We start from the raw sequence: 15762 nt of genomic DNA, 5'->3' as shown, positions 1-15762 counted from the left end.
CCGTTGGCCTTTCCGCACCAGCAACCGAGTGTTGCGGTTAGGCTTGGAGGTGGCTGGGTTGATCCGGCTTGCCCCGAATCCGGCGTTCCCCCCACTTGGCGCAACTTTCGGTTCTGACAAATCCTTCCATCCAGGGCCTGCTCAGCAGCCAGGACACCTGTTCTCTGGACACGATCCAGCAGGACATGGAGCGGCTGCCCCAGGGAGCTCGCCGTCTGGCGGTTCAGTTGCGCCTCGAGCTACCACCACCTCAGATCTGGGCTGTTCTCACCGATTACGAGAACCTCAGCCGCTTCATCCCCAACCTCTCGACCTCCCGGCTGCTCTGGCGCCGGGGTAACACCGTGGGACTTGAGCAGGTGGGCTGTCAGCAGTTCTGCGGCCTGCGGTTCAGCGCCCGCGTGGAGCTCGAGTTGCAGGAGCATCACGACGACGGCCTGCTCAGCTTCAGCATGCGCGAGGGCGACTTCCGCCGCTTCGAGGGGGCCTGGCAGGTCAGCGGCGAGCCCGGTGGATCGCGGTTGCTCTACGAACTCACCGTGCAGGGTCGCCAGGGCATGCCGATCGGGCTGATCGAGCAGCGCCTGCGCGAAGACCTCGCCGCCAACCTTCGCGCCGTGCAGCGGGAAGCCCTGAGCCGCGCCCGGAAAACCTGAAAGCAACGCGCCATCAGCGACGAATTGGGATCATTTCCCGCCCCGACCAAACTTGCCCCCAGCCACAACTGATTGGAGTAGGGCTCATGCTGGATCTCAAGAAAATATTGACCGCACCGAAAGAAGTTGGCAGCACCGAAATAAGTTCTTAACGATTGGCCTTATATCGCTTAAGCCAGCAAGAAGAATAGAGATATCGAGCAACCCCTTGCTCAGGGCAGCTCGCGACAAAATAGAGCTTCAGCTGCAGTTGTTGTTATTCCAATATAAAAGTTCATATCGGATGAAGATTACCCCGATGAGAGCTAAATGAAAATATCTTATTAACCAAGATCAGGTCATTCCACGAATCCAAGCAATCAGCATACCATCTGAAACAGCTGACAGTTCAGTTCCAGTCGAGAAGGGAAATCTATGTTTGCTCTGCTTGCTCAGGCAAAAATCAAATATAGAATATTGACAAAAAAATTGATCGGTATACCCCCAAGGGGATTCGAACCCCTGTCGCCTCCGTGAAAGGGAGGTGTCCTAGGCCTCTAGACGATGGGGGCGAGGCCACGGAGTGAGAGCGTTTTCAGGCGCCGTTTCCGATATCCGGACGCTACGGGTCGGAGTGTCCCTTCGTCAAGGCAAGACCTGGCTGGGGGAGTTCTGCCCTGACCACTCCGGAACGGTGAAGTGGAAACAGGCCCCTTCACCTGGCTCGGAAACCACCCAGATTCGCCCGCCATGCACTTCGACGATGCGGCGACAGACCGAGAGGCCCACCCCGAAGCCAGAGGTCGTTCCAGAGGTCTGCGGAAGCCGCACCCGCTCAAGGAAGATCCGCTCCTGCTCACCGCGGGGAATTCCAGGACCGGTATCGCAGACACTCACCTGCACCCATTGGCTGGTGCGGTGCAGCAGCGAAAGGGTCACCTCGCCCTCGTCGGGAGTGAATTTCAGTGCGTTCTCCAGCAGGTTCAGCAGCACCTGTCGCATCCGCCGCTGATCTGCGAACACATCCGGCAGGTCGGCGGGGATGTCGGTGGTCAGGCGCAGCGTCCTGCCAACCCATAATTTCTCCAGCTCCAGGATCGCCTCCGCGGCCACCGGCGCCAGGTCAAGCCGCTGGGGGTTGAACAGGGCCTCCCAACGGGTGGTGCCTACCTCCAGCAGATCCTTGGACAGATGCTCGATGTCATCGAGGCGGCGGTCGAGGACATCCCTGCAGCGGGTGTTGTTGATGTGCCCGAGTTGCAGGCTTTGCAGAGCCAACTTGGCAACGGTGAGAGGGGTGCGCAACTCATGGGCCACCATGCGCAGCAGCCTCTCCTGCTCCCGCAGGCGTTCGATCAGGGTTTCGTTCTCCTGACGCAGCACCAGCACCTGATCCTCCAGCTGCAGCTCCCGCTGGGAGCGGCTGCCATCCATTTCGGCGGGCCGCAGACTCATGCCCAGATCGCTGACCACCTCCTGCTGCTGCCAGCGGGGCAACCAGCCCTTCAGCTGATCCAGCACCGCATTCCCGGCCAGAACCTGGCGAGGGGGCGGCTCCAGTTTCACCAGGGCCGGGGTGGCCACCAGGCGGTGCAGCTCCAGCAGATCAGGGCGCAGGGCCGGGTCGGCCAGCTCAAGGGCCACGTCGAGACCACAGTCGCAGGTTTCGAGATAACGCAGGACCCCGGTCAGATCGGCGGAAGCGAGATGGTGCGGGGCCGCCACCAACAGCAGTGTGAGCGGCCGCCGCTTCGCCGGGAGGCTGCCCTTGGTGTTGGCAGGGACGGGCCCCGGGGCAGGCGTGCCGGAGTCAGGGTTTCCCGCTTCAGGCACCTTGGGGGCAGGCGAGATCGTGCAGATCACCTTATGGCTTCAAACACTGGGCCGAGGGCTGGCTATGACGAACCTGTCAACCGTCCCTCTGACGTTCACGCACTTCATGACCCCATCCACGGAACGGGTGCCGCTGGACCCGTCCGGGCCTTCGAGTCGACCCCCCCAGGACAGCCGTATCCAGTTGGACAGCAGCCTGCGGCGGTGGTTTTCGCGCAACCTCGGACTGTGGCGCTCCCGGCGCCTCTATTTCTTCCGTGGCGAGGAGGAGCCCCTGCGCCTCGACCTCCTGCTGCGGATTGAAGCTTTCCAGCAGCCGGTGGAGGGGGAGGCGGCTTACCGCTTCAGCTGGAAGCCGGAGCAGGATTTCGGCTTCTATGCCCGCAAGCCCCAGTACCAGCCAGAGGGCAGCCTTGACGTCTATCTCTGCGGACACCAGCTGCGGCGCAGCAGGGGGTATCTCGTGGAGCAGCCGATGCGATCCCAGATTCGCCAGGTGGATGAGCATCAACTGATGTTCGAGTCGCAGCACCAGAACTGGGACATCCAGCAGCACATCCGGCTGATCGATTGGGATCGCTTTCGGAGCAGCTCGATCTTCTCCTGGCGGGACGGAGAGCTCGACATCACCGAGACGCACCATGAGATCCGTCTGGAGGGTCCCGGAGATCCTCTCCCCGCCGATTGAAGTTCGCGCCCCTGTGCATCAGCATGGACGTTGATGAACACGCTTCCCTTGCGCCTCACACACCGCCTCCGCCGGTTCCTGTTGCTGGCTGCCGCTCTGATCATTCCAGCCTCTGCAGGAGCTGCCCCCGCCCAGGCGGCACCCGCCAGCGAAAGCGAGATGTCGCTCTACACCAGGATTGCGGCCGTCAATGTCTGCATTGCCCGTGGCGCCAAAGTCGAATTCGACAAGGCAGCCAGCATCGCCGGGGAAACCATCGCCCAGCTGATCATGGGCCAGCACCAAGGTCAGATCAAGCAGGTAGGCACCAAAGCCCTCACGATCGAGGAGCTGCGGCGCGGCTCTGTGAACTCCGCGGTGATCGGTGCCGTTGAGCTCTGCCCCAAGGAGGTGCCGCCGGATGTGGTCAAGAAGGTGAATGATGCCCTCAAGCAGCAGGGCGGCAAGTAGTCCCGAGAGCCAACTCCGCTGGCCCTGGGGCGGACGCATCCGGACACATCCGGCCCCAGCCAGAGTTGCAATTCAGACGGTCCTTTTGGCTTTGCTGATGGCATCCCCTCGGGGCTGTCCTCCAGCTTGATCACCATGACCGTCTTCATTCGTCGTCTTCACTTGTTCCTCGCTGCCGGGGTCTGTGGCCTCGGCGCTTCGCTGCCCGCCTCAGTCTCAGCCCAGGAGTACGGATGGGGCTATGAGGGCTACCGGCTGCCTACGGATCGGTACCCGATCTCCCGCAACGCCGGTTATGGCGTGACTCCAGTCCGCAACTGGCCGCCGGCTCCCTACCAGGACTACGACAGCCGGGACTACAACAGCCAACTGCCCAACGGCAGCACCCCTTACAGGCAGCCGGTGCCCACCACCTGGGAGGAAGCCCAGGCCCTGCAGCAGCGCTGCTCGATCGGTCGGCTGGTGGGCGGTGTCATCGGTGGTGGCCTCGGCTATGCCGCTTCCCGCGATGACGGCCGCACCTGGGCGGTGCCCCTGGGAGCCCTGCTCGGATCCCAGGTGGGATGCAACGCCGGACAGGGCCGTGGGCCTCTGCCCTGGTGAGCGGGGCGTCAGGATCAGGGGGTCTTCTCCCCCTGGCCTGATGAGCGTTGTGCGGCTGGCCGACTATCGACCCTTCCCCTACCGGCTTGAGCGCACCGACATGACGGTGCGCTTCCTCGGTGACGAGGCCCTGGTGGAAACCACCTTGCTGCTTGAGTCCCTCGCCGCAGTTGGTGAAGCCAGAGATCCGCTGGTGCTTCGCGGTGAGGGGCTGGAGCTGCTCTCCCTCAGCCTCGATGGCCGGCCCCTGCTGCTCGACGAGATCGGGCGCGACGGCGACGCGTACATCATCTCGAGCACTCCCGCTGGGCCGTTTCGCCTGACCAGCGAGGTGCGCCTGCACCCCCGTGCCAACTGCAGCCTCGAGGGTCTCTACGCCAGCGGAGGCATGGTCACCACCCAGTGCGAAGCGGAGGGGTTCCGTCGCATCACCCTCCACCCCGATCGCCCCGATGTGCTCAGCCTGTTCCAGGTGCGCATCGAGGCCGAGCGTGCCGCCTTCCCTGTTCTGCTCTCAAACGGCAACCGCATCGAGCAGGGCATCCTGCCGGCCCAGGCCGGCGAAGGGGAGCGTCACTATGTGGTCTGGGACGACCCGTTTCCCAAGCCCTCCTACCTGTTCGCCCTCGTGGCTGGCGTGCTGGAGGAGGTCCGCGACAGCTTCACCACCGCCAGTGGCCGCACTGTGCAGCTGCGCCTGCATGTGGAGCCTGGCGATGCGCCCTACACGGGTCATGCCATGGCCTCCCTGCAGCGCTCGATGGCCTGGGATGAGCGCGTCTATGGGCTGGAATACGACCTCGACGAGTACAACATCGTGGCCGTCCGCCACTTCAACATGGGCGCGATGGAGAACAAGAGCCTCAACATCTTCAATTCCAAGCTGGTGCTCGCCGATGCAGCCACGGCCACCGATGCCGAACTGGAGAGGATCGAGAGCGTGATTGCCCATGAATATTTTCACAACTGGACGGGCAATCGCATAACTTGCCGCGACTGGTTCCAACTTTCACTCAAGGAGGGACTCACCGTCTTCAGAGATCAGTGCTTCACAGCGGATCTGCATGCGCCGTCGCTGAAGCGGATCGAAGATGTGGCGATGCTGCGCAATACCCAGTTCCGCGAAGATGCAGGTCCCACTGCCCACCCGGTGCAACCGGATCATTATCAGGCTATCGACAACTTCTACACCACCACGATCTACGAAAAGGGTGCGGAGGTGATCCGCATGCTGCATACCCTGATCGGCCCGGAAACCTTCATGCGTGGCATTGCCACCTATGTGCAGCGCCATGACGGCACTGCCGCCACCTGCGACGACTTCATTCAGGCCATGCAGGATGCTGCCGCGACGCCAAGCGATGACGGCAAGACCGCCGCCAGCAAGTTCTGCTTCGAACAGTTCCGCCGCTGGTATCACCAGGCGGGAACGCCGCGACTGGAGCTGCAGCGCCACTGGGATGGGGATCAGGGCCGCCTGTCGCTGACCATCCGCCAGCACACCCCGCCTTCCCCTGGCCAGCCCGACAAGCTGCCACTGGTGATCCCGCTGGCGCTTGGGGCGGTGGACCAGGCCGGAGAGCCCTTGCTGCTGCAATACCCAGGCGAAACCACAGCCACAGCTGAGGCCGCCAGCCTCGACCATGCCTGGGGGCCGCTGACGCGGCTGCTCGTGATCGATAAACCCGAGCAGACCGTGGTGTTCGAGGGTTTCGAGCCCCACAGCCACCCGCCGGCCCTGTCCCTGTTGCGCGGCTTCTCCGCTCCGGTGCAACTGGAGTTAGATCGCCCGCACGAGGAACTGCTGCATCTGCTCAGCACTGATGGCGAGCCGCTGGCCCGTTGGGATACCGGCCAGCGACTGCTGTCTGAGGTGCTGCTGCGCCGAGCGGCAGGAGCCTCGGATGAGGCCCTCGAAGATGGGCTGGTGGCGGCGTTCAGGCGGATTCTGCTGGAGGGCACTCTCAGCGACGGCAACCGCTGTGCCCTGCTGACAATGCCGGGTCTGGCGGAACTGGAGGCAGCCACCGCTCAGCCTGATCCGCCGGCGCTGTTCCTGGCCATCAGGGCACTGCAAACCCGATTCGGTGAAGCCCTCGCCGATCCCCTCAGCGATTGCCTTGAGCGCTGCCGTCCCCAGTGGGGGCTCCCCTGGCCCAAGGGTGTCGGCGATCGCCAGATCACAGGACTGGTCTGGTCCTGGCGTGCTGCCGCCGGCGATGGGCCAGTGATGGCCGAGGCCGCAGCAGCAGTGGAGGGTCCTTCGATGACCCTCGCGAGGGCCGGGCTGCGGGCGTTGCAACCCCTGGAGGGGCCCGAGCGGGAGCGGGCGATGGCGGCCTTCTACGAGCGCTGGCAGGCAAGACCGGTGATCCTCGATGCCTGGTTCAGCCTGGAGGCCTCCGCCCCCTTCCCTGATGGGCTCGAGCGGGTGGAGGCCCTGCTGGCTCATCCGCGCTATGACCCGGCAGCTCCGAACTCCGTGCGGGCCGTGCTCGGCGGCCTGGTGGCCAACACACCGGTGTTCCATGCCGCTGATGGCAGCGGCTACCGCTACATGGCCGATCAGATCGCTCGGCTCGACCAGCGCAATCCGATCACCGCTTCGAGGATGGCCAAAGTGTTCAGCCGCTGGCAGAGCTACGCGCCCGAGCGGGGGGAGCGGATGCGGGAGGCGATGGAGCAGCTCGCGGCCGCCGAACTCTCTACCAATACCCGGGAAGTGCTGGATCAGAGCCTGGGGCGGGAGCTGCGCGGGTAAGGATCCGGGTAGAGGGTCCCGTGTAGTCGCTGGAAGCTGGAGCGGCGCGCACTCGCACCCTCCGGCCCCCCATAGGTTCCCCAGAGCCCTTCCCAGTAGAAGTAGATCACTCCCAGGCCACGCCTGGCCACCTGCTCCACCTTCTTCTCCAGTACTGCTGAGGAGGTGGTGCGGCCCCCAAAGCCCGCCAGCACGCCGATCTGCACAGGCATGCCCCAACGCCGGGCCTTCACCAGCGCGGCCTGGTCGAGGTCCTTGGTGAACCCGGCCACGGAGTGGGCATAGTTCTGGACCACCAGTTCATCCACCAGCTCCCCCAGAGCCCAGATCTCCCAGTCCTGCAGCCAGTGGTTGTAGGCGAAACGGAAGGGCCCGGGGGAGTGGCTGATCACAGCACCGCTGCGTTCCTTCTTCATCCTGGCGCGCAAGTCGCGCAGCAATCCTGTGAGCTGCTGGCGCCGCCAGGTCATCCACTCCCGGTTGTTGTAGTCGCGGGGGGGCTCGCGACCTTTCTCCTGACGGAACAGGGCGCGGGTATGGGGGTCGTAGCCGAGCTCCACTGGCCAGGCGAAGTGGTCATCAAGCTGGATCCCGTCGACGCCGCAGCGGTCGACGATCTCACCGATCAGCCCGATTACCCGCTCGCGCACGCCGGGATGGGACGGATTCAGCCAGACCCGCAGATCCTTGAGCGGCGAAGTCTTGAGGTTGGCCCCATGCATGGCGTACAAGGTGGAGCCGTCGCTGCGTTGCAGCACCCACTCAGGATGGAGGCGCACCACTTCGGCATCGGCCGGCTCCATCAGGCCGTACTCGAACCATGGGATCACTTTCATGCCCCGCCGCTGACCGGCCTTGGTCAGACGGCAGATCGGATCGAGGGAGGCGTTTACCTGCTTCAGCTTCGGCTCCATCGGCGCGTAGCGGCTGCGATGGAACGTGAACCCCCGGCTCCAGACGTTGGGGTAAAGGGTGTTGAAGCCAGCGGCATCGAGTTCGGCAACGGCCTTCTCGATCAGGTTGGCGTCGTAATAGAGGGGGCTGGGGCTGTTGGTGAGCCAGACACCGACCCGCTGGCTGGCAGCCAGGGCTGGCAGGGCTCCCAGGGCCTGCAGGGTGGAGGTGAGCAGCACGGTGGCCAGGGCCGGCAGAGCCCTCTTCAGCCGGACCCTGCGGGGCATTGGCCCGTTCAGGCCAGGGGGAGTGGGACGCGGCAACAGATGTCTGAACAGGGTGGAACTGAGCGGAGTGGCCTAACAGAAGGATTGATCGGAATGGCTCAACGGAACATCGAGCTCACGGAGCTTTCTTCGTGGATGCGCCAGATGGCCTCGCCGAGCATCTTGGCCACCGACAGCACTTTCAGCTGAGGGAAGTTACGTTCGTCGCTGATCGGGATGCTGTTGGTGACCAGCACCTCCTCAAGCAGTCCCGGCTCCGAGAGACGCTCGATGGCAGGGGGCGAGAAGACCGCATGGGTGGCGCAGGCCAGCACGCGACGGGCCCCCTGGCGCCGCAGCAGACGGGCGCCCTGGCAGATCGTGCCGCCGGTGTCGATCATGTCGTCGATCAGAACCGCCGTCTTGCCGGCCACATCGCCGATCACGGTGAGGCTTTCGGCCACGTTGTGGTCTGAGCGCCGCTTGTCGATGATCGCCAGGGGCGCATCGTGCATCCGTTTGGCGAAGGCGCGTGCCCGCGCCACACCGCCGACATCTGGGGAAACAACCACCATCTCGCCTAGGTCGCGGGCTGATAGGTAGTCGACCAGAACCGGTGAGCCGTAGATGTGGTCGCAGGGAATGTCGAAATATCCTTGGATCTGGGAGGAATGCAGGTCCATGGCCAGCACCCGGTCAACTCCTGACTGAGCCAGCAGGTTGGCCACCAGCTTGGCGGTGATCGATTCCCTACCGGCGGTCTTGCGGTCGGCACGGGCGTAGCCGTAGTAGGGGATGACGGCGGTGATCTGGCGGGCGGAGGCCCTGCGGCATGCGTCCACCATGATCAGCAGCTCCATCAAGTGATCGTTCACCGGGGCGCAGGTGGGCTGGATCAGGAAGACGTCGCAACCCCGGATTGATTCCTGGATCTGGATGTAGAGCTCACCGTCGGCGAAGCGCTTGATCACTCGCGGACCATCCGGCACGCCGAGGTAGCTGGCTATCTCGTGGGCCAGGGCGGGGTTGGAGGTGCCGCTGAACAAGCGCAGACGGCGGGTGTCGTGGGGCTTGCTGTCCTGCTCCACCCGTTCAGCAGTCAAGAAACTGGTCACGGGGGGCGTGATCAAGCAGGGCTGGAGCCTGATGGTAGAAGCCTCCCGGCCCGGCGTAGGCAAACAATGATGAAGCCAGCGGGTTCGCCCCCCACCGCCGCGGGCTCGATCCCCCCCCTGCGCGTGGTGCTGGCGGGTGCTGCGGCTGCAGATGCCGCCGCTGGCATCGAGGAGGCCGCCGGCAGGTTGGCGGCCTTGGTCGGAGTGTGCTCCCTGCCGCCGCTGGTGGCGGCCAGCGATGAGGGCAGAGGAGGAACGACCTCAGACTGTCCGGACACGGATGTGAACGTGTTGATGACAGAGCTGAGCGGCCGCAGCGGCTCCTGGATCGTGCCGTTACTCCAGGATCCAGGTCGCTTTCAGCCCTGGGGTGGGCGCTGGTCGGAGCTGCTGGGAGCCTGGCGCCAGCCGACCGTGCTGCTGATCGAGGCCCACCAGGCGGATGGAGGCCTGCCCGCGGCCTGCACTGCCCTGATGCAGCGCTGTGGGGTGCCGCTCCTGGGCCTGATCCAGTGGGGCGGCCGCTTCGATCAGGAGGCCCGCCGTCGCGATGGACTCCCCTGGCTGGGGGTGCTGGCTCAGGACGAAGCCGCTGACGATTGTGCGGATCTGTTGTTGAACCTGAGTCGGCGCTGGAGCCAGATCGCCGCCGAGGCGATCTAGTCGGCTGCTGAGGGCTTCAGCGGCCAGAGAGGTGTGGGGGCCTTGGCGCTGATCTGGCGCAGGGTCTGATCCGGCTTGGACGGAGCTTCGAGCGGCACCCGGCTATAGCGCACCGGCTTGTTCTGGCGCAGGCCGGCCGTGACCAGGCTCAGGGCTTCCTCCTGAGTGAGGTTGGTGTCGAGCTGGGAGGTGAGCCGCTGCCAGCGCTCCGGTAACTGGGCCCATTGGTCCGGGCGGGTCAGCTCGCTCACCAGCAGACCGACCACCTTCTCCTGCCGTTCCCGGCGGCCGGCTTCCCCCTGGTCCTTGTTGCGGTAGCGCACCAGTTGCTCCACCTGAGCACCCTTGAGCCGCTGCAACCCGCCCTGGAGATCGATGCTGAACGCCTGGCTTTTGTCTTTGTAACTGAGGGGCTGATCCAGGTTCGCCTCCAGTCCCCCCAATCCGTCCACCAGCTCCCGCAGAGCCGAGCGCGGCAGCACCACGTAGCGCTCGGGCTGGCCGGAATCAAGTCCCACCAGCTCGGCCACCGCTCCCGCACTCAGGGCAGCGCCCCCCTGCTTGTAGAGCGATCCCAGCGGCTGCACGTTCGTCTGCCCGGGCAGCTTCACGGCCAGTTCGGTCGGAATGGCGAGCACCTGCAGGGGGCCGGCGGGGTCCACCCGCAGCAGCATCAGGGTGTCGCTGTTGGCTGCCCCGGCCGGGGCAGCACCGTTGCTGGCGGCCGCCAGACGATCGGCATCACTGCCGATCAGCAGCACCGTGATCGGCCTGGAGGGGGGACTGGCCAAGGGTGCGGCCTCGCCGTTCTGCTCCTCACTACTCAGTCCCTGATCCTGCTGCGGCCAGAGCCGGCCAATCAGGCCCAACGAGGCCACCAGCCCGAGGGCGCCCAGGCCCAGCCCAGCCAGGAGCTTCCATGGCCCGCCACGTCGTGGCCCCGCTGGAGGTGCTGACTTGCCTGCCACGACTGAATTGGCTTGAGGAATCGCCTCACTTTGACGCAGCTTGTTCAGGGTCGGTGCAGTGGCCGATAAGTTGAGGAACTCCACCATTCCCGTCGGGATTCAGCATTGAGCGCCGCTTCCCGTTCAGGTCCCGCCCAGGCCGCCGGTCCCGGTCGTGGCGAAGAGCTGGCCCCCCACGAGCGGGCCCGGCCCCTGGCCATGGGCAGTGTCAAGCCGGCCAGGGATCTCTGCAGTGAGTGCGGGCTGTGCGATACGGGCTGGGTGGCCTACGTGCGCAGCGCCTGCGCCTTCCTGACCCAGGGCTTCGACCGGATGGAGGAGCGGGCCCACGGTCGCAGTCGCGATCTGGCCGACGAAGACGAGCTCTACTTCGGTGTGCATCAGCTCATGCTCAGCGCTCGCCTGCAAGCCCCGATCGATGGCGCCCAGTGGACCGGCATCGTCAGCCGGATCGGCGTGCGCGCCCTTGAGAGCGGCCTGGTGGATGCGGTGCTGTGCGTGCAGCAGAGTCCCGACGATCGCTTCACGCCGGTGCCGGTGCTGGCGCGAACCCCAGAGCAGGTGCTGGCGGCGCGGGTGAACAAGCCCACCCTCTCGCCCAATCTGGAGGTGCTGCAGCAGCTGCCAGGCAGCGGCATCCGCCGCCTGCTGGCGATTGGGGTGGGCTGCCAGATCCAGGCTCTGCGGGCCGTGCAGGACACCCTGCCGCTCGACGAGCTCTACGTGCTGGGCATGCCCTGCGTCGATAACGTCAGCCGCAGCGGGCTGCAGACCTTTCTGGAGAGTGCCAGCCGCTCACCGGAGACGGTGGTGCACTACGAGTTCATGCAGGACTTCCGCATCCATTTCCGCCACAGCGACGGCAGCGAGGAAACCGTGCCGTTCTTCGGGCTCGACACCCCCAATCTCAAGAGCGTTTTTGCCCCCAGCTGCCTGAGCTGCTTCGACTACACCAACGCCGGCGCCGACCTGGTGGTGGGTTACATGGGAGCCACCTTTGGCCGCCAGTGGCTGGTGGTGCGCAACCCGAAGGGTCAGCTGCTGCTCGATCTGGTGGAGGCCGAGCTCGACACCGCCCCGGTCACCAGCCAGGGGGACCGCCGCGCCGCGGTTCAGCAGGGGATCGAGGCCTATGACAAGGCCGTGAAGCTTCCCCTCTGGCTGGCGGAACTGGTGGGATTCTTCGTGAAGCGCTTCGGTCCGAAGGGATTGGAATACGGTCGCTTCTCGATCGATTCCCACTTCACCCGCAATGCCATCTGGGTGAGACGTAACCACCCGGATCAGGCGGATCGCCACATCCCTGCCTTCGCCAAGGCCATCATCAGCCGATATCGCCTGCCCGATTGATGCCCGTGCCCTCTGGCCCCGACCACGGGCCCTCCAGCCGGCACTGCGGCGTGCTGCTCCATCCCACCGCCCTTCCAGGCACACCTTGCTGTGGAACCTTCGGCATGGCGGCTCGCCAGTGGATCGACCAGCTGGCCGCGGCCGGCATCGCCGCCTGGCAGTTGTTGCCGCTGGCTCCCACTGACGGCACCGGCTCCCCTTACAGCTCTCCCAGCGGTTTCGCTCTCAACCCCTGGTTCCTCGATGCCGACGAGCTGGTGGACGAGGGATTCCTTGACCCCGTCGACCTCGAGACTCTGCCAAGCGGCAGCTTCGAGCGTCTTGACCTGGAGGCGGCACGGCTGCGGGCTGCGGCTCTGGGAGAGCGCTTGCTTAAACGCTGGTCTGCTCAGAGCCTGGAGCGCCAGCAGGCATTCGCCAGCTGGCGGCGTCAGGAGGACGACTGGCTGCGAGACCATTGCCGCTTCATGGTCTTGCGCGATCGCCAGGGCCAGCAGCCCTGGTGGACCTGGCCCAGGGCTCTGGCGCGGCGCGGCCGCCTGGCCCTGCGCCAGCTTGATCGGGAAGCCTGCGGTCCGCTGCTGCAGGAGGCCCTGGTTCAGTGGCAGCTGCAGCGGCAGTGGCAGCTGCTGCACCAACACGCCAGAACGCAGGGCGTGCGCCTGATCGGTGATCTGCCCTTCTATGTCGCCCACGACAGCGCCGATGTCTGGGCAAACCGCCGCCTGTTCTCCGTGCGCGCCGATGGCTCGCTCACTGAGCAAAGCGGCGTTCCCCCCGATTACTTCTCCGACACCGGCCAGCTGTGGGGAACGCCGGTCTACCGCTGGAGCCTGCACCGGCTCACGGGGTTCCGTTGGTGGATGCGCCGGCTGGAGCGGCAGATGCAGCTGCTCGACCTGCTGCGGCTCGACCATTTCCGCGCTCTGGAGTCGTACTGGAGCGTGGCTGGCCAGGCCGAGACGGCCCAGGAGGGCCGCTGGCGCCCGTCGCCTGGGGTGGCCCTGCTCGCCACTCTTCAGGCCCGCTGGCAGAGGCAGCAGGCCGGCAACAGCAGCAGCTCAGCATCAGCCTCAGCCCTGCCCCTGATCGCCGAAGACCTGGGTGTGATCACCCCGGAGGTGGAGGCCCTGCGCGATCGCTTCGCCCTGCCGGGGATGAAGATTCTGCAGTTCGCCTTTGATGGCAAGCCAGATAACCCATACCTGCCGGCGAACTACCTGGGTGATCACTGGGTGGTCTACACCGGTACCCATGACAACGCCACCTGCCTGGGCTGGTGGCGGAATCTGGAGGAAGACCAGCGGCGTCAGGTGGGGGAGCTGGTGGGACACACCATCGACGCACCCGGTTGGCAGCTGCTGGAGCTGGCTCTGGGCTCCTCGGCCCAGTTGGCGGTAGTACCCCTGCAGGATCTGCTCCACCTCGATGATCAGGCCCGCTTCAACACCCCTGGCACCGCCTCGGGAAACTGGACCTGGCGTCTGAGCCAACCGATCGCCAGCCTCGATGACCCTCTTCAGGGGCTCCAGGGGCTGGCAAAGCGCTACGGGCGCACTGGGGAGCCTGGCGTCCCTGGGGCTGTGGCCGGCGGCAGCCGGTAACGGCCAGCTCCGCCAGGCTCCGGCGCCAATGGCTGGCCGTCCCAGAGCACCGAGCCCTGTGACGGCACGGGTTCCAGGCTCAGGCGCAGGGGAGGCCTCAGCTGCAGCACCAGCTCACCTGTGGCTCCGTTGAGCTCGGTCTTCACCCCTGAATCACTGCCCAGGCTGACGCGGGTGGGTTGCCCCAGCTGCAGCCGCAGCACCCCGGCTGCGGGACGGCGCTCAACACCCCCCTCCAGCAAGCGTTGCCTTGCCACACCCTGGGCTGCCTGCTGCAGGGGCCTGAGGTCCGGATAGGCCTGCAACAGTTCGGCGTTGGGGTCAGGAGCCCGTTGTTCAGCTGCCGGCAGGGGTGGGATCGGCTTCAGGGCCAGCAGGTTCTCTGCCGCCAAGCGCCGCTGCTGCAGATTCACGCCATAGATCAGGGCCAGCGTCAGCACCCCGTAGAGCACGGTCCCCTGCCAGGTGGTGAAGACATCGATCGAGCCTGGAGTGAAGCGTGAGAGCAGGGCCTGACGCCCGGAAACGCCCTGCTTGGTCGTCTCGCCCCGGTCCGGCAGGGCACCTTCGAGGGCGCCGGCGGAAAGATCCAGGTGCTGCTCCAGCAGCGGCAGCATGGTCCTGAGATAAGCCGGCTCAGGCAGTCGCTCGCGCCATCCCCGCTCCAGGGCTTCGAGGACAGGGGTGCTCACCCGCGTCTCGATCGCCAGCTCCCGCAGGCTCAGGCCCCGGGCTTCCCGCTGCTGCCGCAGCTGCCGGCCGGCGTTGAGCAGGGGATCCTCCCGCGGCTCGACCGGCAGGCTGGGCAGGGCTTTCTGCCAGGGCCACCGACGCCTTAGGCGCGGTGCAGCCGTGGGATTACTGGTTGGCGGCATCGATCAGGGCAGTGGTTCGATCGGTCCACGGCTCAATCCCGCGGTTCCAGATCCTTCCATTCTTGGGGGGCAAGGTGGCGCCAGCGTCCCTCAGGCAGATCGCCGAGGCGCAGCGGGCCGATCGCCACCCGCTGAAGATCGCGCACTGGATGACCCAGCAGTTCGGCTGTGCGCCGGATCTGTCGGTTCCTGCCCTCACCCATCTCCAGCTCCAGCAGGGTGCCTTTTCGCTCCCGCGCCAGCTCCCGAACCACCACGGGCTGACTGGGCCGGCCGTCGAGCGGCACACCGCGGCGCCACTGCTCCAGCACCTCAGGCCCGGGTTCACCGCTGACCCACACCCGGTAGTGCTTGCGGTGACCGAAGCGGGGGTGGGTGAAGCGAAGGGTGAGCGCACCGTCATTGCTAAGCAGCAGCACTCCCCGGCTGGCGCCATCAAGACGCCCTACGGGATGGAGGCCGGTCCCCATGCTCAGCTCCGGCGGCAACAGATCGAGCACCGTGGTTCGCCCCTCGGGGTCCTGGCAACTGCAGATCACGCCGCGGGGCTTGTTGAGCAGGACGGTGATGGTGCGGGCTGCCGCACCCACCGGAGTCCCATCGAGCTCCAGCCGATCACTGGAAAGATCGGCCTGGTCCCCCAACCGCGCCACGGTCCCGTTCAAACTCACCCGCCCCTCCAGGATCAGCTCCTCGGCCCGACGTCGGGAGCAGAGTCCGGCACTGGCCAGCAATTTCTGGATTCGTTGCGCCGTCATGCCTGGGTGCCGTGTTTGGTCTCTGACCGGGAATGGCAGGACGGGCGAGGCCGGTTCACCACTGAGCAGGCGGAAGAGATGGCGTGGACCGTCAGGTTGATGGTAATTTACGAAACACAAAGGTTTCCTAACTCACCGATTCGGCCCCATGCCCTCTCTCCCCGTGGCCGCCGCAGCCTCCGCCTCGTCCCTGGTCCCCACCGGCGACCTGGTGCGCTCCTACCTGCGCGACATCGGCCGCGTGCCGCTGCTGACCCATGAGCAGGAGATCACCCTGGGTCGTCAGGTGCAGGACCTGA

At 65.7% G+C, this 15762-nt stretch carries 14 protein-coding genes, 1 tRNA gene and 1 pseudogene; 9 read left to right on the top strand and 7 right to left on the bottom strand.

Annotated elements, in window-relative coordinates:
* Positions 1-95: 95 nt before the first annotated feature.
* The gene (locus CJZ82_RS00080; RefSeq protein ID WP_094553778.1) at positions 96-656 is read left to right on the top strand and encodes an SRPBCC family protein; all 561 of its coding nucleotides are present in this window, start codon (positions 96-98) and stop codon (positions 654-656) included.
* 478 nt (positions 657-1134) lie between these two features.
* Here the strand turns inward: CJZ82_RS00080 and CJZ82_RS00075 are convergent.
* Positions 1135-1207: transfer RNA gene (locus tag CJZ82_RS00075), tRNA-Glu, on the bottom strand.
* Between the two features lie 50 nt (positions 1208-1257).
* A pseudogene (locus tag CJZ82_RS00070) lies at positions 1258-2369 on the bottom strand (histidine kinase).
* Between the two features lie 205 nt (positions 2370-2574).
* Between CJZ82_RS00070 and CJZ82_RS00065 the strand changes: the two are divergent.
* The 4 genes from CJZ82_RS00065 (at position 2575) to pepN (ending at position 6970) form a co-directional block, all read left to right on the top strand.
* Positions 2575-3156, top strand: a complete 582-nt coding sequence (locus CJZ82_RS00065; protein ID WP_233129925.1) for a hypothetical protein — start codon at positions 2575-2577, stop codon at positions 3154-3156.
* A gap of 33 nt (positions 3157-3189) precedes the next feature.
* Positions 3190-3606 (top strand): cAMP phosphodiesterase, encoded by a 417-nt coding sequence (locus tag CJZ82_RS00060; protein ID WP_094553777.1) that lies wholly within the window; start codon positions 3190-3192, stop codon positions 3604-3606.
* Positions 3607-3741: 135 nt separating this feature from the next.
* Entirely contained in the window at positions 3742-4209 is a 468-nt protein-coding gene (locus tag CJZ82_RS00055; protein WP_143593485.1) for a glycine zipper 2TM domain-containing protein, read from the top strand.
* Positions 4210-4249: 40 nt separating this feature from the next.
* Positions 4250-6970, top strand: coding sequence for an aminopeptidase N (gene pepN / locus CJZ82_RS00050; protein ID WP_094553775.1), 2721 nt, complete (start codon positions 4250-4252; stop codon positions 6968-6970).
* On the opposite strand, the gene CJZ82_RS00045 is transcribed toward pepN, so the two are convergent.
* Both CJZ82_RS00045 and CJZ82_RS00040 read right to left on the bottom strand, forming a co-directional pair.
* Complete coding sequence (locus tag CJZ82_RS00045; RefSeq protein WP_198949580.1) at positions 6940-8151, bottom strand: glycoside hydrolase family 10 protein; 1212 nt, start codon at positions 8149-8151, stop codon at positions 6940-6942. The genes pepN and CJZ82_RS00045 overlap by 31 nt on opposite strands.
* Positions 8152-8249: 98 nt before the next feature.
* The gene (locus tag CJZ82_RS00040) at positions 8250-9245 is read right to left on the bottom strand and encodes a ribose-phosphate pyrophosphokinase (protein ID WP_094553773.1); all 996 of its coding nucleotides are present in this window, start codon (positions 9243-9245) and stop codon (positions 8250-8252) included.
* Between the two features lie 69 nt (positions 9246-9314).
* Between CJZ82_RS00040 and CJZ82_RS00035 the strand changes: the two genes are divergently transcribed.
* Positions 9315-9908, top strand: coding sequence for a hypothetical protein (locus tag CJZ82_RS00035; protein ID WP_143593484.1), 594 nt, complete (start codon positions 9315-9317; stop codon positions 9906-9908).
* On the opposite strand, the gene CJZ82_RS00030 is transcribed toward CJZ82_RS00035, so the two are convergent.
* Positions 9905-10786, bottom strand: coding sequence for an LCP family protein (locus CJZ82_RS00030; protein WP_158218460.1), 882 nt, complete (start codon positions 10784-10786; stop codon positions 9905-9907). The genes CJZ82_RS00035 and CJZ82_RS00030 overlap by 4 nt on opposite strands.
* 288 nt (positions 10787-11074) lie before the next feature.
* On the opposite strand from CJZ82_RS00030, the gene CJZ82_RS00025 reads away from it, so the two are divergent.
* Positions 11075-12226 (top strand): Coenzyme F420 hydrogenase/dehydrogenase, beta subunit C-terminal domain, encoded by a 1152-nt coding sequence (locus CJZ82_RS00025; protein WP_094554082.1) that lies wholly within the window; start codon positions 11075-11077, stop codon positions 12224-12226.
* On the top strand, positions 12226-13830 hold the full coding sequence (gene malQ / locus CJZ82_RS00020; RefSeq protein ID WP_094553770.1) for a 4-alpha-glucanotransferase: 1605 nt from the start codon (positions 12226-12228) through the stop codon (positions 13828-13830). The genes CJZ82_RS00025 and malQ overlap by 1 nt, the downstream gene beginning before the upstream one ends.
* On the opposite strand, the gene CJZ82_RS00015 is transcribed toward malQ, so the two are convergent.
* Both CJZ82_RS00015 and CJZ82_RS00010 read right to left on the bottom strand, forming a co-directional pair.
* Positions 13773-14705, bottom strand: a complete 933-nt coding sequence (locus CJZ82_RS00015; RefSeq protein ID WP_233129924.1) for a RodZ family helix-turn-helix domain-containing protein — start codon at positions 14703-14705, stop codon at positions 13773-13775. The two genes, malQ and CJZ82_RS00015, sit on opposite strands and share 58 nt — an antisense overlap.
* Positions 14706-14737: 32 nt before the next feature.
* Positions 14738-15463, bottom strand: coding sequence for a pseudouridine synthase (locus tag CJZ82_RS00010; protein ID WP_094553769.1), 726 nt, complete (start codon positions 15461-15463; stop codon positions 14738-14740).
* Positions 15464-15611: 148 nt separating this feature from the next.
* Between CJZ82_RS00010 and CJZ82_RS00005 the strand changes: the two genes are divergently transcribed.
* Positions 15612-15762, top strand: a 151-nt coding sequence (locus CJZ82_RS00005) for a sigma-70 factor domain-containing protein (protein ID WP_304442147.1), incomplete at its 3' end; no start/stop codon positions are given.

The organism is Synechococcus sp. 1G10 (assembly GCF_002252625.1).
In the GTDB taxonomy this organism is placed as follows: domain Bacteria; phylum Cyanobacteriota; class Cyanobacteriia; order PCC-6307; family Cyanobiaceae; genus Regnicoccus_A.
This window is presented reverse-complemented; position numbering and strand designations above follow the sequence as displayed.